This window comes from Paraliomyxa miuraensis (assembly GCF_026337845.1).
Classification (GTDB): Bacteria; Myxococcota_A; Polyangia; order Nannocystales; family Nannocystaceae; genus Paraliomyxa; species Paraliomyxa miuraensis.
This window is the reverse complement of record NZ_JAOVZF010000162.1, coordinates 340,097-364,971: the sequence shown is the minus strand read 5'-3', so window position 1 is coordinate 364,971 and position 24,875 is coordinate 340,097. Positions and strand designations below refer to the sequence as shown.

General features: G+C 69.8%; 19 protein-coding genes. 8 read left to right on the top strand and 11 right to left on the bottom strand.

Features of this window, described 5'->3' with window-relative positions:
• Nucleotides 1–8 precede the first annotated feature (8 nt).
• The 5 genes from OEB96_RS38985 to OEB96_RS38965 form a co-directional block, all read right to left on the bottom strand.
• A complete protein-coding gene (locus OEB96_RS38985) occupies nucleotides 9–1,052 on the bottom strand; it encodes a penicillin-insensitive murein endopeptidase (protein ID WP_266221981.1) in 1,044 nt (347 codons plus the stop codon).
• A gap of 92 nt (nucleotides 1,053–1,144) precedes the next feature.
• Nucleotides 1,145–2,230, bottom strand: a complete 1,086-nt coding sequence (locus OEB96_RS38980) for a glycine-rich protein (RefSeq protein WP_266221980.1) — start codon at nucleotides 2,228–2,230, stop codon at nucleotides 1,145–1,147.
• 54 nt (nucleotides 2,231–2,284) lie between these two features.
• On the bottom strand, nucleotides 2,285–2,602 hold the full coding sequence (locus OEB96_RS38975; protein ID WP_266221979.1) for an Hpt domain-containing protein: 318 nt from the start codon (nucleotides 2,600–2,602) through the stop codon (nucleotides 2,285–2,287).
• A complete protein-coding gene (locus OEB96_RS38970; protein ID WP_266221978.1) occupies nucleotides 2,599–3,000 on the bottom strand; it encodes a response regulator in 402 nt (133 codons plus the stop codon). Before OEB96_RS38970 ends, OEB96_RS38975 begins: the two co-directional genes overlap by 4 nt.
• A gap of 148 nt (nucleotides 3,001–3,148) precedes the next feature.
• Nucleotides 3,149–4,522, bottom strand: coding sequence for a sigma-54-dependent transcriptional regulator (locus tag OEB96_RS38965; RefSeq protein WP_323137481.1), 1,374 nt, complete (start codon nucleotides 4,520–4,522; stop codon nucleotides 3,149–3,151).
• Nucleotides 4,523–4,689: 167 nt separating this feature from the next.
• On the opposite strand from OEB96_RS38965, the gene OEB96_RS38960 reads away from it, so the two are divergent.
• The 6 genes from OEB96_RS38960 to OEB96_RS38935 all read left to right on the top strand — a co-directional run bounded on the left by OEB96_RS38960 (nucleotide 4,690) and on the right by OEB96_RS38935 (nucleotide 13,947).
• A complete protein-coding gene (locus OEB96_RS38960) occupies nucleotides 4,690–5,730 on the top strand; it encodes a DUF481 domain-containing protein (protein WP_266221977.1) in 1,041 nt (346 codons plus the stop codon).
• The gene (locus tag OEB96_RS38955; protein WP_266221976.1) at nucleotides 5,730–7,514 is read left to right on the top strand and encodes a sensor histidine kinase; all 1,785 of its coding nucleotides are present in this window, start codon (nucleotides 5,730–5,732) and stop codon (nucleotides 7,512–7,514) included. Before OEB96_RS38960 ends, OEB96_RS38955 begins: the two co-directional genes overlap by 1 nt.
• A 200-nt stretch (nucleotides 7,515–7,714) precedes the next feature.
• Nucleotides 7,715–9,514: an adenylate/guanylate cyclase domain-containing protein gene (locus OEB96_RS38950; RefSeq protein WP_266221975.1), complete on the top strand. Its 1,800-nt coding sequence runs from the start codon at nucleotides 7,715–7,717 to the stop codon at nucleotides 9,512–9,514.
• 56 nt (nucleotides 9,515–9,570) lie between these two features.
• Nucleotides 9,571–10,896, top strand: coding sequence for a serine/threonine-protein kinase (locus tag OEB96_RS38945; protein ID WP_266221974.1), 1,326 nt, complete (start codon nucleotides 9,571–9,573; stop codon nucleotides 10,894–10,896).
• Nucleotides 10,893–13,208 (top strand): FecR domain-containing protein, encoded by a 2,316-nt coding sequence (locus tag OEB96_RS38940; RefSeq protein WP_266221973.1) that lies wholly within the window; start codon nucleotides 10,893–10,895, stop codon nucleotides 13,206–13,208. The genes OEB96_RS38945 and OEB96_RS38940 overlap by 4 nt, the downstream gene beginning before the upstream one ends.
• A 31-nt stretch (nucleotides 13,209–13,239) precedes the next feature.
• Nucleotides 13,240–13,947, top strand: coding sequence for a porin family protein (locus tag OEB96_RS38935; RefSeq protein ID WP_266221972.1), 708 nt, complete (start codon nucleotides 13,240–13,242; stop codon nucleotides 13,945–13,947).
• Between the two features lie 861 nt (nucleotides 13,948–14,808).
• Here OEB96_RS38935 and OEB96_RS38930 read toward each other — a convergent pair.
• On the bottom strand, nucleotides 14,809–14,985 hold the full coding sequence (locus OEB96_RS38930; protein WP_266221971.1) for a hypothetical protein: 177 nt from the start codon (nucleotides 14,983–14,985) through the stop codon (nucleotides 14,809–14,811).
• Between the two features lie 772 nt (nucleotides 14,986–15,757).
• Between OEB96_RS38930 and OEB96_RS38925 the strand changes: the two genes are divergently transcribed.
• Nucleotides 15,758–17,623, top strand: a complete 1,866-nt coding sequence (locus OEB96_RS38925) for an FAD-dependent oxidoreductase (RefSeq protein WP_266221970.1) — start codon at nucleotides 15,758–15,760, stop codon at nucleotides 17,621–17,623.
• A 209-nt stretch (nucleotides 17,624–17,832) separates the two neighbouring features.
• Nucleotides 17,833–20,019, top strand: a complete 2,187-nt coding sequence (locus OEB96_RS38920) for a heavy metal translocating P-type ATPase (RefSeq protein ID WP_266221969.1) — start codon at nucleotides 17,833–17,835, stop codon at nucleotides 20,017–20,019.
• Between the two features lie 16 nt (nucleotides 20,020–20,035).
• Here the strand turns inward: OEB96_RS38920 and OEB96_RS38915 are convergent, their stop codons facing one another.
• The 5 genes from OEB96_RS38915 to OEB96_RS38895 all read right to left on the bottom strand — a co-directional run bounded on the left by OEB96_RS38915 (nucleotide 20,036) and on the right by OEB96_RS38895 (nucleotide 24,803).
• On the bottom strand, nucleotides 20,036–20,737 hold the full coding sequence (locus OEB96_RS38915) for a PEP/pyruvate-binding domain-containing protein (RefSeq protein WP_266221968.1): 702 nt from the start codon (nucleotides 20,735–20,737) through the stop codon (nucleotides 20,036–20,038).
• A 162-nt stretch (nucleotides 20,738–20,899) separates the two neighbouring features.
• The gene (locus OEB96_RS38910; RefSeq protein ID WP_266221967.1) at nucleotides 20,900–21,187 is read right to left on the bottom strand and encodes a DUF6072 family protein; all 288 of its coding nucleotides are present in this window, start codon (nucleotides 21,185–21,187) and stop codon (nucleotides 20,900–20,902) included.
• Nucleotides 21,188–21,300: 113 nt separating this feature from the next.
• Nucleotides 21,301–22,026 (bottom strand): thioesterase II family protein, encoded by a 726-nt coding sequence (locus OEB96_RS38905; protein WP_266221966.1) that lies wholly within the window; start codon nucleotides 22,024–22,026, stop codon nucleotides 21,301–21,303.
• A 40-nt stretch (nucleotides 22,027–22,066) separates the two neighbouring features.
• Nucleotides 22,067–22,561 carry a DUF697 domain-containing protein gene (locus OEB96_RS38900; RefSeq protein ID WP_266221965.1) on the bottom strand — a complete coding sequence of 165 codons (495 nt, stop codon included), beginning with the start codon at nucleotides 22,559–22,561 and terminating at the stop codon, nucleotides 22,067–22,069.
• A 49-nt stretch (nucleotides 22,562–22,610) separates the two neighbouring features.
• Nucleotides 22,611–24,803 carry a 5'-nucleotidase C-terminal domain-containing protein gene (locus OEB96_RS38895; protein WP_266221964.1) on the bottom strand — a complete coding sequence of 731 codons (2,193 nt, stop codon included), beginning with the start codon at nucleotides 24,801–24,803 and terminating at the stop codon, nucleotides 22,611–22,613.
• Nucleotides 24,804–24,875: the final 72 nt, after the last annotated feature.

Below are 24,875 nucleotides of genomic sequence, written 5' to 3'. Positions count from 1 at the left end.
CCCGGGTCTCAGTGGCACTCGTCGTCGCGCGGCGGACAGTCGAAGCGCACGTGCAGGTGGTCGTCGTGCTTGGGCACGTGCTGCACGAAGCGGTCCCTGGCCCAACGCCCATCGGGGTACTGGAAGATCTTGGTCAAGGTGGCGCGCGAGATCCCGGCCTTGCGGGCCACCGCATGGAGCTTGCCCTGCACCTCGTAGTCGAGGAAGATCTTGTCGGGGCCGCCGGGGTTCTTGGAGGCGCGATAGAATGCGTGGACCAGGTCCCACGTGGCCTCGGCGTCGAGGGTGCCGCGAGCGACCGGGACGAACTCCTCGGGATAGCCGGCGGGGACCTTGGTGTAGTAGAGGCCGAGATCGATGTCGCGTCCGCTCTGGTGCGAGCCGTGGCCGGGGAGCACGCCGCCCTTGGGAGCCGAGATGTCGCCGATCGCGAGGCGATGGAGCCCCGGGTGGCGACGATTGACCTCGTCGATGGCACGACGCGTGTGATCGACGACGTGCTGCGCCCCCCAGGCCCACTCGGGGCGACGGCGAAAGTACTGGCGGCTGTGGGGCAGCTGCACGCCATTGGCGAGGCTTCCCCGCTGCGGGCGTCCGATGCTCTGACCCGCGACCAGCCGCACGGGCAGCTCGGCGGGGGCGGCCGCGATCGACAGGCGCTGGCCCGGGACGATCGTGTCGTCCTTCAGATCATTGGCGGCGCGCAGCTCCGCCACGGTAGTGCCGTAGCGCGCCGCGATGGCCGACAGCGTGTCGCCGCGCGCCACCTCGTGGACTCGCGCGGCCGAGGACTTGCCCTTGCCCTTGCAGGTGGGGATCACCAGCTCGGTGCCCGCGAGCAGCGGGCTGCCCTCCGAGAGGTGGTTGGCCCGGCGCAGATCGGAGACCCGGCAGCCGTGGTGCTGGGCGATGCTCCACAGGGAGTCACCCGAGATCACGGTGTAGCGAGCCTGGCCATCGGGGCGGGCCGCCTGCACGGGCATGGCGAGCACCAGCGAGCCCATTGCGAGGCACCAGCGAGCAATACGGGTACGAAGAGTGTGCGCAGCCATCGCTCCGATGCCAGTGTCGGCACCGATGCGCACGAAAGGCAAGAAAGCGGCGAAGGCCGGCCGGCCGCGCCAGGGCGGGGAGACGACCGCCCTCACTGGGGCACGGCGGTGAGCCGAACCTCGCCGTGCCCCATGCGCTCTGCGGCGATGGTGTTGCCGTTCTCGAGCAGGCCCAGGTACGACGAGCCACCGCCGGCACCGGACGCATAGGCCCCGCCACCGCCATAGTAGCCGCCCCCGCCCCCCGCAAAGTGGTACAGATTGGCGGGATCGGGCGAGGAGCCTCCGAGGCCGAGCTGGCCGGGTGTACCGCCCTCGCCGGCGGATCCCCCCGCCGCCTGAGTCCCTCCTCCGCCGGGTGTCAGGCCCTGACCGGAGATCCCGGGCGCGCCCATCAGGCCGCCCGCGTTGCCGCCCGCACCATGGTCGGGGCAGCCGCAATTGCCTCCACCTCCGCCGCCCGCCACGAACAGGCGATTGCCGAGCATTGCAGGCCCGATGCGGATGTCGGTCGCGCCGCCACCACCTCCTCCGTACTGGCCAGCCGCACCTCCGCCGTTGAAGCCTCCGGGTCCGCCCAGGACGCCCTTGCCTCCGACGAAGATCGCGAGATTGGCTCCCCCCGCCGTGGGGAGCACCCCCGAGACGTGGCCCCCCAGGCCCCCGTCTTCCTGAGGGGGACCCATGCAGCACTCCGAGTCGCCGCCCTGGGCCCCCCACGCCTCGATCTCCAGGGAGTCGACCCACGTGGGCACCTCGAACATCTGGGGCATGCCGGTGTGTTCGAACACCAGGGTCTCGAGCAAGCAAGCCCCGTCGCACAGGTCGCCGGCCTCGAGGTTGCCGTCGTCGCACTCCTCGGTCATCGGATCGAGGATCCCGTCGCCGCACACGGACTCGGGCGGATCGCCCGAGGACGAGCTGCCGTCGGCTCCGGTGGAGGTGTCCGGGTCCTCGCCGGTGGAGGTACTCGGATCCTCGCCGGTCGAGGGGTTCGCCGTGGTGCTCGTGTTGGTGGGATCGGGCATGGATCCCGTGGTGGAATCATCGGTCGAGACCGGCGTACCGGTCGTGGTCTCCGTCTCCAGTGGAGGAGCATCGGAGACGTCGAAGCACCCGGCCGTGGGAGCGAGCACCGCGAGCAAGGACAAGCAACGGAGATCGAGCACGCGCGTCATGGAGCGCGCATTCTACCAGTCCGTGCCCCCCGCCGAGGATCGACCGCGCACGCACTACTGCACGGCCTGCTGCGCGCGCGCCAGCGAGGCGAGCGCGAGCTCCCACTCGGCCTCGCCCTCCGTGATGCGCTGGAGCGCTCGCTCGAGCGCAGCCACGGCCTCGCTCACGTCGACGAAGCCGTAGGAGCCCGAGGTCCCGGCCAGGCGATGCGCGGCCCCGAGGGCCTCGGCGAGCGCCTCGGGGCTCGCCCCTGCGTGCGCGCGCTCCACCAGGGCCGCGAGCTGCTCGAGCCGCTCGCGAAGGCGCGCGCCAAAGCGCGAACGCAGCTCGACGAGCTGGACGCGTGCACCCTCCGCCGGATCGGCGCTCATGCGCGGGGCGCCTCCCCACCGGTCTTGTCGAGGATGGCCCGCACGTCGTCGGGCAGGCGCATGGGATCGAAGGGCTTGCCGATCACGCCGGCCGCCCCCATCTCCACGTAGCGCTCGACCTCGCTGCGCTGGACCTTGGCGGTCACGAACACCACCGGAATCGCCGCGGTGCTCGGGTCGTCGCGCAGGCGCCGGAACGTGGTGGGGCCATCGAGGCCGGGCATCATCACGTCGAGCAGCACCACGTCGGGCTGCTCGCGGGCGGCCAGCCCCAGCGCAGCGGCTCCGCTGCTGGCGAGCACCGTCTGCATGCCGCCGACCTCGGTGAGCGCCATCTCCCCGATGGCTCGGATGTCCTCGTCATCATCGACGAGGAGGACCTTGAGCGCTCGGGTCATCCCGCGAACCTTTGCAGCATCCGGGCCAGATCGCGGTCGGTGGGTCCGAGCCCACGCGAGCGCTGGAGCCACGGCTCGACGTGGGGCATCGGGCCCCACCGGGGAGCCTTGCCCCGCCCTTCCTGCCCCATCCCGCGGCTCATGGCGCTCAGGCGTCGAGCTTGTAGCGCTCGAGCTTGCGGTAGAGGGTCTTGCGATCGAACCCGAGGATCTTCGCGGCCACCGTCTTGTTGCCCCCCACGGCTTCCACCACGCGCAAGATGTAGCGGCGCTCGACCTCTTCCATGGGCACGAGCTCGGAGGGATCGTCCGATGCGACCACGACGTGCGAGCGCCGATACTTGACCACGCGCTCGGGCAGGTCCTCGACCGCGAGGTCGGTGTAGCGGGTCAGGGCGACCGCCCGCTCCATGCAGTTGCGAAGCTCGCGAACGTTGCCGGGCCACTCGTAGTCGCACAGCCGCTGGGCCGCGGCTGGCGAGATCCCCTGCACGTCCTTGCCCGCCTGCAGCGCAAAGCGGTTGAGGAAGTGCTGGGCCAGGGCCAGCACGTCGGTCCCGCGCGAGCGCAGCGGCGGCAGGGCCACGTGGATCACGTTGATGCGAAAGTAGAGGTCCTCGCGGAAGCGCTGCTCCTCGACCGCCGCCTCGAGATCGCGATTGGTCGCCGCCACGATGCGCACGTCGATGGGGACCTCGGCGTTGGAGCCCACCGGGCGAACGCGGCGCTCCTCGAGCGCGCGCAGCAGCTTGGGCTGCATCAGCAGCGGAATCTCGCCCACCTCGTCGAGGAACAGGGTGCCGCCGTTGGCCTGCGCAAACAGGCCCACCCGATCCGAGCGCGCATCGGTGAACGAGCCCTTGGCGTGGCCGAACAGCTCGCTCTCGAGCAGGTTCTCGGGCACGGCCGAGCAGTTCACGGCCACGAACGGCCCTCCCCGCCGCGGCCCGCGGTCGTGCAGGGCCCGGGCCACCAGCTCCTTGCCGGTGCCGCTCTCGCCGGTCACCAGCACCGAGGCCTCGGAGTCGGACACGCGCTCGAGCAGGTCGTAGACCTTCTGCATGGCGGCGCTGCTGCCCAGGATCCGCCCAAAGGACTCCTTGACCTCGACCACCGCCCGCAGCCGCCGGGCCTCCTCGCGGATCCTGACCTCGCGCACCACCCGGCCGATGCGCAGGCCCACCGCGTCCACGTCGAGCGGCTTGGTGATGTAGTCGTAGGCGCCCGCGCGCATGGCCTCGATGGCCGACTTCATGCTGCCGAAGGCGGTCATGACCATGACCGTCTGGTCGGGGCGGTCCCCGATGATCCGAGAGCACAGCTCGATGCCATTCATGCCCGGCAGGTTGATGTCGGCCAGGACGAGATCGAAGCGTCGATCCACCATGGTGGCCAGCACCTGCTCGGCCGACGCGCATCCCACGACCTCGTAGCTCTGGGCCGTGAGCCCCACCACGAGGAGGTCGCGGAGATCGTCGTCGTCGTCGACGATGAGCACCCTTCCTTGCATTCGTTCGGCCATGTCTTGGTCGCCCGTTTCGGCCCCCTGGGTCATACCACGGGACTTCCCGACGCTGGCGAGCCCAACGCCCGAGGGCGGTGTTCAAAGCGCCTGGGCCGCTGTAGCCTACCGACGGGCGCGCGTCCGCCCTCGGCCGCCCGCCTCGCCCCCGTTCGCCGCGCACGACCATGACACCGACCCTCGCGGCCATCATCACCTTCGCCGTCCACCTCGGTGCGGCCCAGCTCGCCGCGGGTACCGAGCCGCCCGAGCCGGAGGTTCCCAAGGGGACGGTCGAGGCCGCCCCCAGCAGCAGCGGCTCGACCGAGGTCGAGGGCCAGGGCAAGTTCGCCGCCGCCGACGTCGACGCGCGCAAGGCCGAGGATGCGACCGAGCTCGAGATCTCCGCGGGCGGCCTGTACTCGACGGGCAACGCGTACGCGGCCGCGGTGACCGGCCAGGGTCGCTTCCGCCTGCGGCGAGGGAGGCATCAGGTGGCCTCGCAGGTCGCCGCCAACTACGGCCGCGCGGACGTGACGCGCGCGCTCCCGCGGTGGAACTTCGTCCCGCCTCCGCTCGACGACCCCGGCGCACCCGCCAGGGCGGTGTACACCGACGAGACCGAGGACGTACGCGACACCACGGTCACCAACATCCAGGGCATGGCCCGCTATGACGTGTACTTCGCCAAGCGCTGGTCGGCGTTCCTCATGGCCACCCTGCGCCGCGATCGCTTCCAGGGCCTCGACCTGCGCTTCAACCTCGACCCCGGCGTGGCGTTCCACGTGCTGACCAACGCCAAGCATCGCCTGTGGTTCGAGGCCGGCTACGACTTCCAGTACGACGCATACCGCGAGGACTCGCTGTACGAGCTCCGACCGCTCGATCCCGCGGTCGACGAGGACGGCGACGGCTACGCCGACACCGATCGCTTCCGGATCATCGAGAGCGAGGACGACTTCCTCGTCAACCACGCGGCGCGGCTGTTCGCCGGCTACAACAACTCGCTGTCGCAGCGCGTGTCGCTCGACACCCAGCTCGAGTACCTGCAGAGCGTGATCGAGGCCCGTCGCTACCGCCTCAACTGGATCAGCGCGCTGACGATCCAGCTCGCCAATCGCCTGGGCCTGTCGGCCACGTTCACCCTGCGCTACGAGAACGATCCGCTGCCCACGGTCGAGAAGCTCGACACGATCACCGCGGTGCTGCTCACGGTACGATTCCTCTGATGGTCGACCCCGCCACCCTCAAGCCCCTGCTCGACGCCCTCGGCACCCGGGCGGGGCTGGTGGATGCACAGGGGCGGCTGCGGGCCATCAACGCGGCCTGGCGCCGGCCGGGGCACCCCTTGGCCGGCCCCGACGCCGAGCTCGACGACGACTACCTGCAGCGGCTGCAGCAGGAGCCCGGGCCCCTGCGCGACGACGCGCTGCGCGTGGCCCGGGCGCTGCGGCGGGCGCTCGACGGCGAGGCGGCTCCCGCCCTCACCTATCGCTTCGGCTCGCCCTCGCAGTGGTCGCGCACCAGCGTGTGCACGCTGGCCGGCTCCGAGTCCTCGCGCTGCGTGGTGGTGCTGCACGACGACGTGACCGAGCAGGTCCGGGCCGAGCACGCGCTGCGGCGCAGTCAGGCCCGGCTGCGCACCATCCTCACCGGAGCCCCGATCGTGCTGTTCTCGCTCGATCTGGGGGGCACCATCACGGTGGTCGAGGGCATGGGCGGCGCGGGCACCGGCTTCGTGAGCGAGGACCTGGTGGGCAGCTCCGTGTTCGAGGCCTATCGCCACATGCCCGACCTGCTCGGGGTGATCCGCGACGCCCTCGGCGGAAGGGTGGGCGTGATCACCCAGACCGTGGGTCACCTGGCGTTCGAGATCCGCTGCTCCCCCGTGCTGCGCGACGAGCGGGTGGTGGGCGCGGTCGGGGTGGCCACCGACGTCACCGAGCGCCTGCGGGCCCAGCGGATGAAGGACGAGTTCGTCTCGATCGTGAGCCACGAGCTGCGCACGCCGCTGACCTCGATCCGCGGCTCGCTGGGCCTGCTCGAGGGCGGGGTGGCGGGCGAGCTGCCCCCCAAGGCACGCGATCTGGTCCGCATCGCTCGCACCAATTCCGATCGGCTGATCCGCCTCATCAACGACATCCTCGATCTCGACAAGATGGAGGCCGGCCACCTGGTGCTGGACCGCGAGGTGGTCGAGCTCGGTCCGCTGGTCGACGCGGTGGTGGCGGAGATGAGCGGCTTTGCCCAGCAAGCCGGGGTCGCGGTGGTGGTCGAGACCGAGCCGTCGCCCCCGGTCCACGGCGACCGCGACCGCCTGGCGCAGGTGCTGGTGAACCTGATCTCCAACGCGATCAAGTTCTCGCCCGAGGGAGAGCGGGTCACCCTGCGGGTGCAGCCCGGGCACGGGCGCGTGCGGCTGTCGGTCGTCGATCGTGGGCCCGGCATCGCGCGGGCCGACGTGCCGCGGCTGTTCCAGAAATTCCACCAGCTCGATGCCTCGGACACCCGCGCCCGCGGCGGGAGCGGGCTGGGCCTGGTGATCGCCAAGACGCTGATCGAGGCCCACCACGGTCACATCGGGGTGGACTCCGACGTGGGGCGGGGCTCGACCTTCTACGTGGAGCTGCCCGTCATGCGCTCGCGCTCGGGGGCGCGGGTCACCGCCCGCCAGTCGACCGCGGGGAGCTCGGACCCGGCCGTGGCGATCGATCCGCGGGCGATCATCGGACCCGGGCAGCGCGGCACGCAGAGCCTGATGGCCGAGCTCGAGAACCATGTGCGCGATGCGGTGAGCGCGGACGATCTCGACGCACTGGCCGATGCCGAGGCCACCGCCCGCATCCTCGGCTCCGCGCTGCCCCCCGATGCCTCGCCCGAGCTGCGTGCGTGCGTGAGCCTGCTGGCTCGCGCCCTCGACCAGGCCCAGCGCGGCGAGGGTCCCCGGGGAGCCGATCGCTGGGCCCACCTGCAGCGAGAGCTGGTGCGACTGCGTGCGCTGCTGCCATCCTGACCGACCGAGGCACGATGCCCCGATCGGTCAGGATGCCCCGCGCACCGGCCCCGCGTGGCCGGACATCGGCCACACGTGGGCTGGGTCGAGGGCTGGGTCGTGGCCGGGTCGTGGGCCGGGTCCGTCACGCCGTGGGCGGGGTCCCCCGCTTGTCGGTACGATTGGCCCGGTAGGTGCATTCGCCGCCACCTGCCCCCTCGATGAGCGTGCACGAGACCGAACCCGACGCCTCGTCGTCGGCCACCCTGCCCGGCGCCCCGGTTCGCTTTCCGTTGCGGGCCAAGCTGGCCGCGTTCGCCGGGCTGCTGTTGCTGGCCCACGTGCTCGGGGTGGGCTGGGCCGCGCTGCGCCTGACCAGCGATCACGTCGACCGGGCCCAGCGCGCGATGCAGCTGGCGATCATCGAGGCGGTCACCCGAGACATCGAGGCCGAGCTGGCGCAGGCCAACGATGGCCTCGACGCGATCGGGCGCGTCGTGGTCGACGAGAGCCTCGACGTCGAGACCCGGCTGACGCTGGCCAAGATCCTCGTCGAGAGCAACGAGGTGCTCGACAATGCGCTGCTCTACACCGCCGAGGGGACCGAGCCCGAGCCGATCGTGGAGGCCAGCGCGGCGAAGCTCGTGGCGCCCGACCCGTTGCCCGCGGCGCTGCGCGAGGAGGCCATCGAGCGCAACGTGGCGACCGGGGAGGCGGTGGCCGACTCCCACGGCCCGCGCGTGCTGGTGGTGCTGCCGATCCGCTTCCAGGGCGAGGTGACGGGGCTGGTGGCGAGCCTGGTGCCGCTGTCGGGGATCCAGCAGCGCGTGGAGCTGACCGCCAGCGCTCACTTCGCACACATGCCCGACGCGCTGTTCGTGGTGGACGAGCAGCTGCGGATCCTCGCCCACCCCGATCGCGAGCGTGCCGCCGCGCTCGCCTCGGCCGCCGACGAGCCGATCCTGGCGGGCCTCGATCCCGGCGCCCTGCGGGCCAAGTTCTCGACCACCGGCGAGTACACCCGCCCCGGCGGCAGCCAGGTGGTCGGCACCGTGGTCGGCATGGAATCGCGACCGTGGGCGCTGGTCGCCCAGGTCCCCACCGAGTTCGCCTACGAGCCGATCGTCGACATGCGCAACGTGGTGGTGATCACGGTGTCGGTGGCCGCGGTGATCGCCCTGATCGCGGCGTTCCTGCTGGCGCGGCGCATCACCTCGCCGCTGCACCAGCTCTCGCGCTTCGCCAACGCCCTGTCGCAGCGCAATTTCAAGACCCGCGTCGACATCCACACCTCCGACGAGCTGGCCATGGTCGGCCGCGCCATGAGCCAGGCCGCGGCCGAGCTCGAGAGCAGCGAGCGACGGATCCGCCAGGAGCTGGAGATCCGCTCCGACCTCGGCCGCTACCTGCCGGCCGAGCTCGTCGACAAGGTGGTCAAGCGCGAGCAGGACATGGGGCTCGGCGGACGACGACGCGAGATCACGGTGATGTTCGCGGACGTGGTGGCCTTCACCCCGCTCACCGAGAAGCTGCCGCCCGAGCAGGTCGTGCAGATCCTCAACGAGCTGTTCACCATCGTCACCGAGATCGTGTTCCGGCACGGGGGTACGGTCGACAAGTTCATCGGCGACTGCGTGATGGCGATGTGGGGCGCTCCCACGGCACAGCCCGATCACGCAGCGCGGGCCCTCGAGGCGGCAGAGGAGATCATCTCATGGCTGGAGATCGGGAACGCGAGCTGGGAGGAGAAGTACGGGATCTCGGTGAGGATCGCGATCGGGATCAACTCGGGGGAAGCGGTGGTGGGCAACGTGGGCTCGGAATCGAGGATGGAGTACACCGCAATCGGGACCACGGTGAACGTGGCGGCCCGCCTGGAGGCAATCGCGAGACCGCAGCAGATCTTGATCTCGGAGCAGACCGCAAGACTGGCGGGCGAGGGCTTCCAGCTGACCCCCGTGGGCGAACGGACGCTGGCGGGTCAGCAAGAGCCACTGAGGTTGTTCGAGGTCGTCACCTGACCCACGAGGAGCTCGACTACGACGACGACGTCGGCGGGCTGCGGCCCGGCACCACGGTGGCCGAGCGCTACGTGATCGAGGGCATGCTGGGCCAGGGCGGCATGGGTCAGGTCTACCGGGCCACCCAGCTCAACCTGCGACGCGACGTGGCGCTGAAGATCCTCACCCGCGAGCTGGCCAACGACACCGGGCTGCGCCGATTCCTGCGCGAGGCCCGGGTGGCCTCGGCCCTGCGGCACCCCAATGCAGTGGAGATCTACGACGTGGGCACCGACGGCCCCCACGTGTACATCGCCATGGAGCTGCTCACGGGGGAGGAGCTGCGCGACTACACCCAGGCTCGAGGCATCCTGCCGCTCGCCGAGGCGCTCGAGATCACGGCCCAGATCGCCGATCTCTTCGTCACCGCCCACGCGATTCCCCTGGTGCACCGCGACATCAAGCCCGAGAACGTCTTCGTCGAGCACGATCGCGAGGGGCGGCTGCGCGTGCGCGTGGTGGACTTCGGGCTGGCCTTCATCGAGGGCGACGCCGACACGGGTCGGCTGACCCGCGAGGGGCTGGTGGTGGGCACCCCCGCCTTCCTCGCGCCCGAGCAGGCGCAGGGCATCCACGTGGGCCCGGCCGCCGACATCTACTCGCTGGGCTGTGTGCTCTACGAGATGCTGACCGGCCAGCTCGTGTTCCGCGGCAGCCACATGAACGTGCTCACCCAGCACATCTACGTGGCTCCGGTGTCTCCGCGCGAGCGGGCCCCCGAGGCCGGCATCCCCTCGGATCTCGATGATCTCGTGCTGCACATGCTGTCCAAGGAGCCCAGCGATCGGCCCACCGCCGAGGTGCTGCTGGAGGCCATTCGCGAGGTCCAGGGCACGCTGGCGGGGCAGCGCCACCGCGGGCGGGACGATCGCATGCTGCAGGGGCGCGCCGCTCGGATGATCTCGGTGCCCGACCAGCCCGCGCCCACCCCCGATGCGAAGCGAAACCCCGCCATCGATCGCACCGCCGTGCGACGGGCGATGGCCGAGGCCGAGGAGCTCGCCGTGGGGGTCGTGGGTGAGATCGACGACGACGGCCTGTGGCTTGGCCTGGCCAGCAACGGGCTCTACCCCGAGCGCATCGAGCCCGGCGCCCTGCCCACCCCAAGCCGCCACGACGTGGTCCTCGCGCTCGTCGAGGATCTCGAGCACATCGCCGCGCTGACCGGCTCCGGGGTGCCGGTGGTGGCCGTGCCCCCGGGATCCCGGGTGGAGCTGCTGGCCGAGCTGCTCCGCCGCGGGGTGAGCGACGTGCTCACGCCGCCCCTCAAGGTCGACGAGCTGGCCCGCAAGCTGCGCCGGACCGTCACCCGCCACCGCAGACACGACAAGAGGTCCCGATGACCACCTGGATGCTCGCCTCGTTCGCAGCCGCCCACCTGCTGGCCGCTGCTCCCGCGCCCCAAGAGATCGAGACGATCGAGTACCGGATCAAGAAGGGCGACACCTGCAGCGGGCTCGCGCGCACGTTCTACGGCGATCCGCAGCGCCACGACGTGATCCACCAGTACAATCGCTGGCTCGGCGCTCAGCTCCCGCATCACCTCGAGGAGGGCCAGGTGCTCGTCCTCCCCAAGTCGCTGCCGCCGGCCCTGCCCGATGCCGAGGTGACGGCGGCGCAGCGCAAGGTGGAGGCGCGGGCCCCCGACACCGCGGACTGGAGCAGCGCCCGGCCGGGCCTCGACCTCTACCGCGGATGGCGGGTCAACACCCACGAGCGCGCCTCGGCCGAGATCACGTTTCGCGACGACTCCCGCATCGAGATGCGCGAGAACACCCTGGTCATCATCTATGGAGGATCGGAGGCCAAGGCCCGACGAGAGACCAGCGAGGCGACGCTGGACCGCGGGGCGCTGCGCAGCCGGCTGGGGGCCTACACCGGCAAGAGCGAGCGCGCGCTCACGGTGACGACCCCGTCGGCGGTGGCCGAGTTCGAGGGCGGCGCCAGCCTGGTCACGGTGGACGATGGCGGCACCAGCCGCGTGGCCAACCACGGCGAGGGCAAGGCCGCCGTGCGCTCGTCCGGGGGCAAGTCCCGGGCCAAGGTGAAGGTCAAGCCGAAGATGGGCTCCAAGGTCGCCAAGGGCAAGGCGCCCTCCAAGCCCAAGCCCCTGCCTCCCACCCCCGCGTGGATCGAGCGGGGAGCCACCAAGTTCGTGGCGGCCGCAGATCACGGCGGCACCATCCAGGGCGAGTGGGGTGCGATCGCGGGGGCGGCCTCGTACCGCGTGGAGGTGGCGCTTCGACCCGACGGCCGCGAGCTGCTCGCCGCCCAGACCGTGCCCGCCAGCGTTCAGCGCTTCGAGGTGCGTGGCCTGCCGCCGGGCGACTACTACGTGAGCGTGGCCGCGGTCGACGACGATGCCTTCGAAAGTGCGCCCTCGGAGCGCCTGCGGCTGAGCCTGGTGTCGGTGGGCCTGCGGGCGCCCGGCAACGCTCCGCTGCCGGAGGCCGCGGGCGAGGACGCGGACGTGCAGGCGCCGCCCCGAGTGCTGCGCGGCACCCGGCTCGACGTGCCGCGAGAGCTCCGCTGTCGCGTCGACGGTGGCGAGCCCAGCCGCGCTCCGGTGCTCGACGAGGTGGGTACGAGCCTGATCGATTGCCTCACTCCGAGCGACCAACCCGTGCCGGGCTTCGCGGTCACGGTGGTCGACGTGAAGGTGGCCGCCGTGGCGCAGGCCCAGGTCGCCACCCGCGGCCAGACCACGTTCGCTGCGTTCTCGATCGATGCCGACGCTCCGCTTCCCCAGCGCCTGTGGGTCGAGGCGCCCGAGGGGGTGCTGGTCGGGGTCCCCACCCCGAAGGACCCGACGCCGGCGGAGGGGACCCGGCAGTGGCAGGTCCGGGTGCATGCCGACCAAGGGGCCCCGCGAGCGGCCACGCTCCGGATCATGGCCGACGCGAGCGGCGAGCCGGTGGCGCTGGGCGAGCTGACCTTGACGGTCGACGACCCTCCTCCTACCGCGCCCATCGTGACCTCGGCCGAGCCCGCCCGGCCCGAGCGTCACATGATCGAAGGAGGGGTCTACGGCGGCGTGCTGATGCCGTCGTCGCGCCACAACCTGTTCCAGATCAAGTTCGCCGAAGACATCGAGTGGCAGCCGCTGGCTCGGGTCGCGCCGTCTCTGGGTCTGCGGCTGGGCTACTACCCGATCCGCTGGGTCGGGGTCGAGCTCGAGGAAGGCCTCGCGCCCACGCGTACCCGTACCACCGACGATCGCGTCACTCTGTTCACGGTTCGCGCCCATGCGCTCGCCCAGATGCCGTGGAGGATCACGCCCACCGTGCACGTGGGCGGCGGCGTGGTGGGATCCGCGGCCAGCTCGGTCCTGGGCGGAGAGGTCGACGCTGCGCCCTACTTCGGGGCCGGATTGAAGTTCTACGCCACCCGCTGGGCGGTCGCGCGCCTCGACGTGCGCGACGTGATCACCGAGGCGAGGGGTGATGGAGCCGCCCACTCTCCCGAGGTCACGCTCGGGCTGTCGGTCGTGCTCGGCCGACGCAGCGCCGCCGCTCCACCCCCGCGCGAGCACAAGGGCAAGACCAAGCGCGAGCGCAGGACCAAGACCAAGACCAAGCCCAAGCCCAAGACGGTCGAGAACGCGCCGCCGGCAACGAGCGCCCCCTCGTCCTCGCCTGCAGAGCCCACGCGCTAGCGACGGTCGCGGCTGCTAGACTGCGGCCCTCATGGAACGAGCCCTGCACCTCGCCGCCATCGCCGTGCTGCTCGGTCTGCCCTGCTCGGCCGCCGCGGCGGAGCCCATCGCCGACGAGGCCGCCCCGGACGAGTCGAGCCAGAGCACCGGCGACCGCACCGATCGGCCCTGGATCGTGCGCTGGACGCCCGAGAGCAACCAGATCGAGGCTGGGATCTACGGCGGGGTCTTGCTGCCCTCGCGTCGGGTGGAGCTGTTCGAGGCGGACTTCGGCCTGGCCGATCAGGGCTACCGTCCCTTCGCGCGGGTGGCTCCCGACCTCGGGCTCCGTGCGGGCTACTTTCCCTCGCGGTGGTTCGGGGTCGAGGCCGAGGGTGGAGTCATGCCCACTCACGCCGAGCCGCGTGGTCGGGCGGTGCTGTGGACGGCACGCGGCAGCGTGGTCGGGCAGCTGGGGCGTCGCGATGGCTGGAGCGTGACCCCGTTCGGGTCGATCGGTGGAGGGCTCTTGGGGGTGAGGAGCTCACGCGAGGTCGTGGGCAACGACGTCGATGCCGCGATGCACCTGGGTGCGGGCGTGAAGATCTACTTCAATCGCTTCACCGCCCTGCGCTTGGACGTGCGCGACCTGATCACCGCCCGGCAGGGCTACAAGGATGGTCTGAGCCACAACGCGGAGATCTTGCTCGGGATGACCGTGACCCTGGGCCGAGCCTCCCGACCCGCGGGCCCGTCGTGACCGACCCGAGTCGACCCCACCAGACCCGGCCGCGTCGACTCGTTCGCACCTGCCGCTCGTCCGCGCCTCCTACGCGTCTCCCGACCCTGCAAAACCCATGGTTCCGCGCTCTTTCGCCACGGGGCCGGAGCGGCGAAAACGATCGAGCCAGCGACGAAACGCGGGCATCCGATGAGAGACGACCGTTCTCTCCTCATCGGCATAGTTCGCCCGAAGCCACCAAATCTCGTGTGCTCCACGTATCACACCCACACTTCCCCTCCTTGGAATCGACCGCTGTTTTGGCTTGCATGTGAGCGCAAAGCCCAGCACGATCTGGCCTGGCCCTGTGGCGTTTGCGTAGCACACGCCACGTTCGATGCGAGCCCCAAAGCCGGTCACGGCGCACGGGGCCGCTGCCCCCGAGAGCCACGAGTTACAGCGCGACCGTGGTCACCGCTCGGGTCCATTTGGGGGCGACCCGGGCGGTGACCCTTTTTCTTCGAGCCGGCCTCGAGCGAGGCGACGGTTCGATGGCCGGCGAATCGCCAGCAACGAAGAGCTATTGCGACCGAGGTCGCCGCTCGGACCCATTTGGGGGCGGTCCGGGCGGCGGCCGAACTTTTCTTGGCCCCCCGCGACCGGTTGCGGGCGAGCGGGCACCCAGCTTGCCCCCCAAAGGGGGGCATGGGTCGGCCAAGCGGTGCGCTCTACTCTGCTCGCACCGCGACCGGTTGCGGGCGAGCGGGCACCCAGCTTGCCCCCCAAAGGGGGGCATGGGTCGGCCAAGCGGTGCGCTCTACTCTTCTCGCACCCGCGACCGGTTGCGGGCGAGCAGGCAGCCAGCTTGCCCCCAAGGGGGGCAGGGGGCTGAGATCCTGCCTATCGGTTCTCCTCGTTGCACAGACCGAGCGCGGCTCCCACGGCGGCTCCGATCGATACCCCGAGCCTTGCACCCAAGCCTCCACCGAATGCCGTGCCGATCAAGCCACCGATCAAGCCACCGACCGCGACCCTGACCCCGGCGGACTCGAAGGTCAGCGTGACGGTCGCCTTCATGACCCCAGGCGAGGGTGTTGGCAACACGAGTGAGACGCTGGCCGTGTGGGCGATGGCCGGTGCGCCCTGGCCATGGCTGCGGCCGGCCGCCACGCATCGAGGGTTCGTGCTCGCCTGATCCGACGAACCAGAGACGTAGGCTACTGGCTGGCCGAGCTCGCCAGCGTTCTCCCTGGCGACCGGAATCGTCACGGCCAGCTTTCCCATGTCGTGCTCATGAACGACCGTGCTCTGAGTCATTGGACCCGTCCCTTTCACAGCGAAATCGCTCGAGCACGATCTATGTCACATTCTTGCGATTGCAATGGATGGCGGGACCAGTCGAGCGTCCTCGGAGTCGAGCCCACGGCGAGGCGGGCGACGCGGCGAACGACGAATGTCTCGACGGGCCGAAGGCAATGGGCCGTGCGGAGCCCGACCGCGATGAACGGCCTGCGTTGCTCTTCGGTCACGTAGGCCCGCTACGCTCCCTCTTCGCGCCTTACCCCTCGCGACGCAGCTCGGCACCTCGGTGGCCGCTCATGTGCGATCGGTGTCCCTAGCCAGAAGCCGGAGGCTCGGTCAAGCGGCCACGCGGAGCTCGACCTCGTAGCCCAGGCCCTCGAGGCGCTGGGCGAGCCGGCGTGAGTTCCGTGTCTCGTCGAGGTCGATCGGGCCAAGCTCGTGGTCCTCGACGTCGTCGCAGAGGCTCTATTGATTCCGGTATCCCTGGGCCACGGTCGTTCACGTCGACGCTGGACAATCGTGACTCAATCGCACTACCGTGCGGGGCGTGATATCCGCCTTGCGGGCACAGGGGCCCAGATCATCCAACGACACGCTTAAGAATGTCCTGCGGTTGCTCCACTCTCGTGCTGGCGTTGGCCAAGCCCAGTCGCATGAGCGCCCGTGGCCGAGCCGATGGCTGCCGGCGGCAATCCACTGGGGCGTCACCCTCGCCCCGCTGGGCGTCGTCGGTCTTGCCACTGTCGCAGCCCCGTGGATGCTCATTCCGATCTCGGCGATCGGAAGCCTCTACGGCCTGTCACTGCTCGAGCCCTGGCGTGCACGTCCTACCGCTAGCGGAGCGCCGGTCCGCCGCCGGGTCGCAATCATCGGTGCCGGCCCGTCCGGCCTCGTTGCGCTCAAGGAGTTCACTGCGGCGGGCCATGACGTCGTCTGCTTCGAAGCAACCGCGAGCGTCGGTGGTGTGTTCAACCAAAGCTACGACGGGGTCCTGTTGACCTCATCGGCGGCCGTGACGGCCTTCTCCGACTTCCCGCCGGCTCCCGGTACCCACCGCCACTGGACCAAGGGCGAGTACGTCGACTACCTCGAGCGCTACGTCGATCACTTCGAGATCCGCAGCCGGATCCACCTAGAGCATCGGGTCGAGCAGGCGCACTTCGACGAGGCCCGGGGTGGATGGCTCGTCACTACCCGTGGCACGAGCGGAACCGACCCCACGACCCACGGCCCATTCGACTCCCTGGTGGTCTGCTCGGGCCTTCACCAGATGCCGAACCTCCCGCAGGCCCATCCCACGGGTTTTCGCGGCCAAGTGCTCCACTCCAAGGACTACCACAACGCCGCGCCGTTTGCTGGCAAGCGGGTGGTCGTGGTCGGCCTCGGCGAGACGGGGGCCGACCTCGTCGCCGAGATCGCTTCGGTTGCCGCGTCGGTGGTGCTGTCGCTACGCCGAGGCGCCTATGTCATCCCGCGGATCAACCCGCGCACCGGCTACCCCAACGACTACGACAGCAACCGCCTGCGCTATGCCCTGCCGAAGTGGGCCCACGACCTCGCGGTGAGCACCTGCGACCGCGCGTACGCCCGCTGGGGTGCGGCGCGCCCCAGCGATCGCATACGCGTCGATCTGTTGCGGCGCTCGGGGAGCCCGTCGCCCTTCCGTCGCTTCGCCACCAAGTCGGACAACTTCGTCGATGCACTCGAGCGCAACCGGTGCAGGGTTGGCGCCGGCTTCGTCGGTTTCACCGAGAACGGCGTCGAGCTTGCAAATGGAGAGGAGGTACCCGCCGACGTGGTGCTGTTCGCCACGGGTTTTCGACCCGCAGGCTACGCATTCCTCGACGACGAGACCGTGCCGCATTGCCCCTCGCAGTTGTGGCGCCTGATGTACTCGAGCAAGCATCGCGAGCGCCTGGTGTTCATCGGATTCGTCCGGCCAGCGATCGGTGCGATCCCACCGATCGCGGAGGTCCAGGCCCGCTACGCCGCGCTGGTGGCCAGCGGCCAGCGTCAGCTCCCGGAGCCGCCCCAGATGGTGCGCGAGTCAGCCGAGCGTCGGCGAGCCCAAGCCGCCAGCTTCGACGAGCCGCGGCCGGTCACCCTGGTCGACTGGATCCCCTATATGGACGATCTGGCGGACCGGATCGGCTGCCGGCCGCGGTTGCGCGAGGTCCTGCTCCGGCCGCGGCTGGCCTGGCGACTCGCTACCGGCCCGATGGTCGCTGCTCAGTACCGCCTCACCGGTCCAGACTCCGCGCCCGAACTCGCCGAGCAGAGCCTCGAACTCCCCGGGGGGATGCGGCTACGCGACAAACTGTGGTTTCTCTCCATCCACGCGTTGGTGGCCGGCAGCGCCCTCTGGGAGGCCCTCCCGGCCCGTCGGCGGTACCGTGCGTGCGCGCTGGTCTAGAGACGCGAACCGCCAATCCCAAAGGCCAGGGCACGCCTGGGGCCGTCCGTGGCGGTGTCGCTCGGCGCTCGCAGTGCGCCCGGCACAGCTTCGGCCTTGCTCCTACCGCCACTCGTCACCATGACGGCGATGAACCCCTCGGTCCGGTCACTTGCGCCGCCCGCGAGGATCGAGCGACCATCGCTCCTCATGCACGGAGCGAGCACACGATGAGCTGGTGGACCGAGCTGCGGGATTTTGGACTCGAGCTCATCCAGGATCTCGACGCGATCGCCGACCGCGTCTCCGCTGCGGTCTCCAGCAGCGTGGCGCCGGCGGTCCAGCGCAGCGCAGGCAACCTCGACCGCGCGCTCGCCCGCATCCCCGAGCAGGTGGGGCCGTCGCTCGTGCGGCAGGCCCTCGTCCTCGATCGCCGCTATCAGGAGTTCATGGTCCGCCGGGTCGACCCGCTGTTCGGCCAAGCGCGCAACCAGCACTTGGAAGAGATGGGCGGCTTCGAGATCAGCCCGCGCGAGGTGATGCTCAACCGTCAGATCGCGTTCTGCGCCTCGGCCCTCCTGGCCCTCGTCGCGGGGCGGCTCCTTGCCCCCGCCACCCTGCTCGTCACCGTCCCCGCCTCGTTCACCCTCACCTTTCCCGCCTTCAAGATGGCGGCCGCCTCGGTCAAGAAGCAGCGGCGCATCACCTACCACGTCGTGAGCATCATCAGCATGACGGCGATCTGGCTGCGGGGGCTCTACATCCCCGCGCTGGCCGGAAGCATGGCCTTCTACCTCGGTGAGAAGCTGCTCATGGTCACCGAGGATCGATCGCACAAGGGGCTCATCGCGGTGTTCTCACAGCAGCCGCGCAGCGTCATCGTGCTCGAGGGCGGTCGCGAGGTCGAGCGAGCACTCGAGCGGATCTCGGCCGGCGACATCGTCGTCGTCCACGCCGGCGGGTTCATGCCGGTCGATGGCGTGGTGGTCAACGGCATGGCCACCATCGATCAGCACATGCTCACGGGCGAGGCTCAGCCCGCCGAGAAGTCCCCGGGTGATTCCGTCTACGCCTCGACGGTCGTGCTCGCCGGCAAGCTGCACGTACGTGTCGCCTCCGCGGGCACGGAGACGGTCGCAGCCAAGATCGGCGAGGTGCTCAACAAGACTGCCAGCTACCAGCTCGCCCTCCAGTCGAAGGGTAGCGAGATCGCCCATAGCTTCGCCGTACCGACCCTCGCGCTGTCTGGCCTCGCGCTCGCGACCGTGGGGCCCGACGGCGCGCTGGCGGCCATCAACTCCGCCCTGGGCGTCAGCGTGCGCATGAGTGGCCCGGTGGCGATGCTGAACCTCCTCAACATCGCGTCGCACAATGGGATCCTGCTCAAGGACGGCCGCTCGCTCGACCTGTTGTCCGACATCGACACCGTCGTCTTCGACAAGACCGGCACCCTCACCCTCACGCGCCCCAACGTCGCGCGCGTGATCCCGCTGGAGGGCTTCGACGAGACGAGCATGATCACACTCGCCGCCGCCGCCGAACGCGATCAGACCCACCCGATCGCGCTGGCGATCCTCGCCGAGGCCGAGGCGCGCGGGCTCGAGATGCCGGCCATCGACCACGCCCGCTACGAGATCGGCTATGGCATCAAGGTTACGGTCGGCGAGCGCTTGGTCCGGGTGGGCAGCGAGCGCTTCATGACGGCCGAGGGGGTGGCGCTGTCGTCCGAGATCATCGAGATTCAGCGCGAGAGTCATGCGGGCGGGCACACGCTCGTCCTCATCGCCGTCGACGACCAGCTCGCCGGCGCGATCGAGCTCCAGCCGACGATCCGGCCCGAAGCCGACGAGGTGATCGCCAGTCTGCGCCAGCGTGGGCTAGCGATGGTCGTGATCTCCGGCGATCAGGACGAGCCGACGCGCCGCCTCGCCGAGCGCCTGGGCATGGATCGCTACTTCGCCAACATCCTCCCGGAGGGCAAGGCCAACCTGGTCGAGCAGCTCCAGCGGGAGGGGCACATGGTCTGCTTCGTCGGCGACGGCATCAACGACTCGATCGCCCTCAAGAAGTCCAACATCTCGGTCTCGCTGCGCGGTGCAACCACGGTGGCGACCGACTCGGCGCAGGTCGTGCTCATGCAGGAGAGCTTGCGCCAGCTCCCATTCCTGTTCGAGCTCGGCGATGACATGGAGCGGTGCTTGCGGCTGGGCACCTACGCCGGGACCATCCCCGGTGGCATCACCATCGGCGGGGTGTTCCTGTTCGGTTGGGGCTTCTATCACGCGCTCGGCCTGAGCATGCTGAGCCTGGCTGCCAGCCTCGGCATCGCCATGTACCCACTGCACAAGCATCGCCGGCTCGCCACCAACATCCCCGCGCTGGAGCCGGACCCTCTTGCCCTGCCGGCATCCACGTGAGCGGTGCTCGCGTTCGTTAGCGCGCGGTCGTGATCGGGCGGCACTGGAGCAGCCAGAGGTCGTCCCCGCGGAAGGCACACTCGAGGTCGACCGGCCAGCCCATGGTGGCCTCGAGCGCGAGCGCGAGGCGGCCGAGCGCCTCGACCTGCTTCGGCAAGAGGCAGGCGCGGGATCGCAGCGTGCGCAGCACCGCGACCTCGCGCGTGCCTCCCGCGGCATCGTAGACCGTCATCGTCGCCTTCTCGCCGACGACGAAGCGTGCGATCGAGAGGTCTGCGCGCCGTAGGTGCCAGGTGTCCGGGCTGGCCAAACCGCTGACGATGCTCTCACCGATCCCGTAGTTCGCGTTGATCAACACCTCGTCGGAGCCGGTGGGATTGCGGCTGAAGACCACCGCGGCCGCGTCGGCCGCGACCATCTCCTGTACCAGCACGGCAGTACCGGCAGCGCTCAGGCATTGGCGCGCGCGGTACTCCAGCGCCCGCGGATCTTCGGCGGAGGTCCAGCAACGGACGATCGCCGCGAGCAATGCCTCGACACCACGAACGTTGAGACACGACACGTAGATGCCGGCAAACGAAGCGTGAGCACCGTCCTCGTCGACGGCGGATGAGCGGACCGCGACGGGGGGTGAGGTTGCTCCGCAGCGCTCGGAGAGCGCTGCGTAGGCATCGGAGACGAGCGTCACGAATGCCGCCGGGAACTCGCCAGCCAGCACACGGGAGGACCACTCCGCGTGGGCCTCGACAGTGAGGCAAAAGCCAGGAGGGATTTCATACCGAGCAGCAAGCCGAGCGAGATTGGCTGCCTTGCCGCCGGTTTGCGCAATGTCTTCGGAGCCGGACTCACCCAGCCAAGCGACTTGCCCCACGGTAGCCGCTTACTGTGCTTCCTCGGCGGCGGCGGGCTCGTCCTTGGCGGGCTCGTCCTTGGCGGGCTCGCCCTTGAACTGCTTGAGCAGGCTCTTGCCCGTGGTCGAGGTCGCATACGAGTTCGCCATGACCAAGCCGAGGCCCACCGGACCGAGTACGGCCCGCGTCCACATGCCAACGAGCAGGTGTGCGGCGCCGGGGAGGATCTTGCCATCCATCAGGAGGCTCGCACCTGGGGCGAAGGACTCACCGATCAGCTTGATGGCGTTGTTCACGGTGTTGTTCTGTTCGTCCATGTCGGATCTCCTCGCTGCGCACTTGCAACCGTACCGCTTGGTACCCTGGCGGTCAACTGGGCCAAGGTGCGGGTTCTAGAGTGGCGTCGAGGTCATTTCGTGGCCGACCCCGCTCAACGTAGCAACGCGTCGATGCGCCGGACCAGTCGCGCGTTCCTTTGGAAGAAGTGCCCCGCGTCGAGCGCGTGGAGTTCGAAGGCGGCCGAGGTGTGATGCTCCCACGCCGCCACCCGCTCGTGGGTCAGCGTGCGGTCCATGGTGCCGAACCACGCGGCGATCGGTACTTCGAGCGGTGCCTCGGCAACGTGGCGGTAGCCCTCGAGCAAGGAAAAATCTGCACGCAGCACCGGCAGGAAGATCTCCATCATCTCCGGGTCCGCCACTACCTGCGGCGGAAGGGCGGCGTAGCGGTCCTGCAGCGCGGCCACGAAGGCGTCGTCGGGCAGGTGCCCGATCGCCACCTGCTCCTGGCGATCGGGGGCGCTACGTGCCACCACCAACAGGCGCTGCGGCGGCTCGACGCCGCGACGCCGCAGCTCGCGGGCCAGCTCGAAGGCGATCAGCCCCCCCAGGCTGTATCCGAGCAGCGCGTAGGGTCGATCGAACGCCGGCCCGAGCCCGTCCGCCACGGCACTCACGAGCGCGCTCATCTCGGTGAGTGGGGGCTCGCGCAGCCTCGTCTCGCGGCCGGGCAGCAGCACCGGACACAGCTCCACATCGGGCGCCAGCCACCCGCGCCACGGCAAGAACGGCGTCGAGCCGCCTCCCGCCGCAGGCAGACAGAACAGCCGCACGCGCGCGTCGCTGCGCAGGCGATGCAGCCAGGGGCTCGCAGACATGGTCACGGATCCGAGCACCATCGCGGTCCGACGTCGGACCTCATGGACGCACGCCTGCAAAGCTCTGCTCGACGACCTGCTTGCCGGCCTCGACCTCCTCGGCGAACTCCTCCTTGGCTCGCGACGGGTCGAAGGTCCAGACCGTGCCGCCGGACTCGAAGTGCTTGATGAACACCCGACCGACGGCATACGTGGTCGCCGCAGGAAGAGCGAGGCTGCCGAGCCCGAACAGCCCTCTCGCCCCCGGGACGGCGGCCTTGAGCAGACTGCCGATGGTGGCCACAGCCCCGAGGCTGACGAGCGTGCCGATCAAGGACTTCACGCGCTGCTCGGCGAACTCGACCTCGTAGTGCCTCGCGAGCGCGCGGACCATCCGCATCTGGAGCCCGGTGAGGATGGCGATGTCGATCAGCGGAACCGGCACCACCCCGGCGGCCACGGCAGCAAGCATGTGATTGCGGACGATCTTGGTCGCCTCGGTGGACTCGGTGGGTTCGTCGTTCGTTGTGTCTGCGGACATGGCTTCAGCCTCCACTTTGCCCCGACTCGTCGATCGAGGTCCAGCCCCGACGCTGCCGACTACATCAGAGGTTGGCGCCCGTGGCCGGCGCGGGCGCCAGCGCCTGCACGATCGCAAACTTCGCGCCCCACGGATCGGCGACGGTCACGATCTTGGCAAACGGGGTCCCTTCGTGCTCGACGATCGATCCACCCGAGGCCTTGATCTGCTTCACGGTCTCCTCGACGTTGGCCACCAAGAAGTGATGTGTCCAGGATCCCGTCCCGTCGCCCTGCGTCAGCCGACACACGGGCTTGTTGCCGCGCCGCAGCAGATCGTAGGACTCGCCCAGGCCGAGGAAGGGTCGCACCTCGAGCCCGAGCAGCGCGCCGTAGAACGCCTCTGCGGCGTCGACGTCGGGGGCCACGACCTCGCGCCAGCACACGGTACCGACCTTCGCGTCAGGAGCGAACGCGCCGAGTCCCTCGCGCTGCCACAGCCCGAAGGCTGCACCGCTGCGGTCGGCCGCCAGCAGCAGGCGGCTGCCGGGCGAGACCTCCACCGGATCCGCGAGCACCTTGCCGCCGAGCGCTTGCAGCCGATCCGCGGCCAGTCCGACGTCGCAGGACGCGAAGTACGGCATCCACCCCGGACGTGTGGCCGCGCCCTTGGAAAGCTCGTCGATCCTGGCGACGGGCTGCCCGTTCGCCTTGGCCACGGTCGTACCGCCGGGCTCGACCTCGAACTCCCAGCCGAACACCGCCCCGTAGAAGCGCTTCGCGTCCGCGACCGAAGAGGTGCCCAACGCGGCCCAACACGGGGTCCCCGTGGCGGCGTGCACGAGGTCGCGGCGCAAGCGATCCGTGAAGATCTCCCGCACGCCCCGCGTGTCGTAGAGCTTGCTCGCGCCGCTGCCCTTGAACGGCGGGTAGGCAAAGTAGGCCGCCGGGAACTCCGGATAGACGACCGTGTAGAGCTGGTCGTCCTTCATCGGCGCTCCGCCGATCGTCCATCCATCGTCCGTCCGTGCGATCTTGGCGAGGACCGGGAAGGAGCCGTCGCCCACCTTGCTCGAGCCCATGTCGAGCAACATGCGGAGCAAAGAGCCCGGCATCTTGAGCACGCTCAGCTTGCCGCCGACGGGGAAGATGCGTACCACGTCGTAGTAGAGGATCTCGCCCGGTGGGATCACGCCATCGATGCGGAACAGGCCAGCGATGAGGTAGGCCCCGTCGGCCTCCGGCACCTCGGCAAGGAAGGTCTCGGCGACGAGCTGGCCGAGGTTGGTCGGCCCCTTGCGGATGTCGGCCTCGGCCCCGTTGAGGGGCTCGGCGGTCGCACCGACCACCGCCATCGGCTCGTGGCCCTGCGCCCGTAGGGTGGCGTACGCCATGTTCTGCCAGCCGCGGACCACCTCGGCGGTCTTCGGCTCCTCCTCGAGCTTGGCGTCGATGTCGACGATCTCCGAGTAGACGGTGGTCACCTTCGTCTCCGGGTCGAAGCGGAAGCGGTGGACGAAAGCGCTGCGGGCGTTGGAGTCGGCCTTGAAGATCGGTGTGGCGTCGTCGCCGACGATCGCGGTGGCGGCCTCGTGCTCGTGGCCGCCGAGCAGCACGTCGAGTCGCGGCACCTCCGCGCCGAGCACGTGGTCCTGGGCCATCGGTAGGTGGGTCATGGTGACGAACACATCGGCGCTGTCGCCGAGTTCCTCGACCTGACGCTTGGCGCTGGCGATGGGGCTCTCGTAGGTGAGCCACGGCTTCTTGACCATGTCGGTGCAGACCCCGAGTATCGCCACCCGGACCGAGTCACCGCGGCCGTTGTGGAACGTGATGATCTCGCGCTCTTGAACCCCCTCGAAGGGCGCTCCCTTGCCGTCCTTCACGTTCGAAACGATCCACTTGAAGTCGCTGTCCTTGATCCGCTGGCGGAAGTCGTCTTCGGGCACGTCGAACTCATGGTTGCCCATGGTCGCGTAGGTAAGGCCGAAGGCATTGAGCGCCTCGACCATGTGCAACCCGCTGTCGCCGGTGATGGCACCGATTGCCGAGGGCGCGAGGAAGTCACCGATCATGACCGAGAACGTGTTGGGGTTCTCCTCCCGCAGGCGCTGGTACAGTGTGGCCACCCGTGCCAGGCCGCCCCTCCGCCCGCCCTCGACTGGCATCGCGTCGTAGGTGTCGTTGAGCTGGAGGACGGTGAAGTCGACGGCGTGCGCAGGCCCTTCACCGGTGACCTCTTGGACCGATTGAGCGACGACAAGAGTGATCTGCGTCATCGGGGCTACGCTATCGGAGCCATCCGTTGACTACAAGCCGAGAGTGGAGCCCGGGGAACACCGTGCGTGACT

What these genes read in the sequence shown, in the direction of transcription:
- OEB96_RS38985 (WP_266221981.1), bottom strand. Translation starts at nt 1,052, where the DNA reads ATGGCTGCGCACACTCTTCGTACCCGTATTGCTCGCTGGTGCCTCGCA.
- OEB96_RS38980 (WP_266221980.1), bottom strand. Translation starts at nt 2,230, where the DNA reads ATGACGCGCGTGCTCGATCTCCGTTGCTTGTCCTTGCTCGCGGTGCTC.
- OEB96_RS38975 (WP_266221979.1), bottom strand. Translation starts at nt 2,602, where the DNA reads ATGAGCGCCGATCCGGCGGAGGGTGCACGCGTCCAGCTCGTCGAGCTG.
- OEB96_RS38970 (WP_266221978.1), bottom strand. Translation starts at nt 3,000, where the DNA reads ATGACCCGAGCGCTCAAGGTCCTCCTCGTCGATGATGACGAGGACATC.
- OEB96_RS38965 (WP_323137481.1), bottom strand. Translation starts at nt 4,522, where the DNA reads ATGGCCGAACGAATGCAAGGAAGGGTGCTCATCGTCGACGACGACGAC.
- OEB96_RS38960 (WP_266221977.1), top strand. Translation starts at nt 4,690, where the DNA reads ATGACACCGACCCTCGCGGCCATCATCACCTTCGCCGTCCACCTCGGT.
- OEB96_RS38955 (WP_266221976.1), top strand. Translation starts at nt 5,730, where the DNA reads ATGGTCGACCCCGCCACCCTCAAGCCCCTGCTCGACGCCCTCGGCACC.
- OEB96_RS38950 (WP_266221975.1), top strand. Translation starts at nt 7,715, where the DNA reads ATGAGCGTGCACGAGACCGAACCCGACGCCTCGTCGTCGGCCACCCTG.
- OEB96_RS38940 (WP_266221973.1), top strand. Translation starts at nt 10,893, where the DNA reads ATGACCACCTGGATGCTCGCCTCGTTCGCAGCCGCCCACCTGCTGGCC.
- OEB96_RS38935 (WP_266221972.1), top strand. Translation starts at nt 13,240, where the DNA reads ATGGAACGAGCCCTGCACCTCGCCGCCATCGCCGTGCTGCTCGGTCTG.
- OEB96_RS38930 (WP_266221971.1), bottom strand. Translation starts at nt 14,985, where the DNA reads ATGAAGGCGACCGTCACGCTGACCTTCGAGTCCGCCGGGGTCAGGGTC.
- OEB96_RS38920 (WP_266221969.1), top strand. Translation starts at nt 17,833, where the DNA reads ATGAGCTGGTGGACCGAGCTGCGGGATTTTGGACTCGAGCTCATCCAG.
- OEB96_RS38910 (WP_266221967.1), bottom strand. Translation starts at nt 21,187, where the DNA reads ATGGACGAACAGAACAACACCGTGAACAACGCCATCAAGCTGATCGGT.
- OEB96_RS38905 (WP_266221966.1), bottom strand. Translation starts at nt 22,026, where the DNA reads ATGTCTGCGAGCCCCTGGCTGCATCGCCTGCGCAGCGACGCGCGCGTG.
- OEB96_RS38895 (WP_266221964.1), bottom strand. Translation starts at nt 24,803, where the DNA reads ATGACGCAGATCACTCTTGTCGTCGCTCAATCGGTCCAAGAGGTCACC.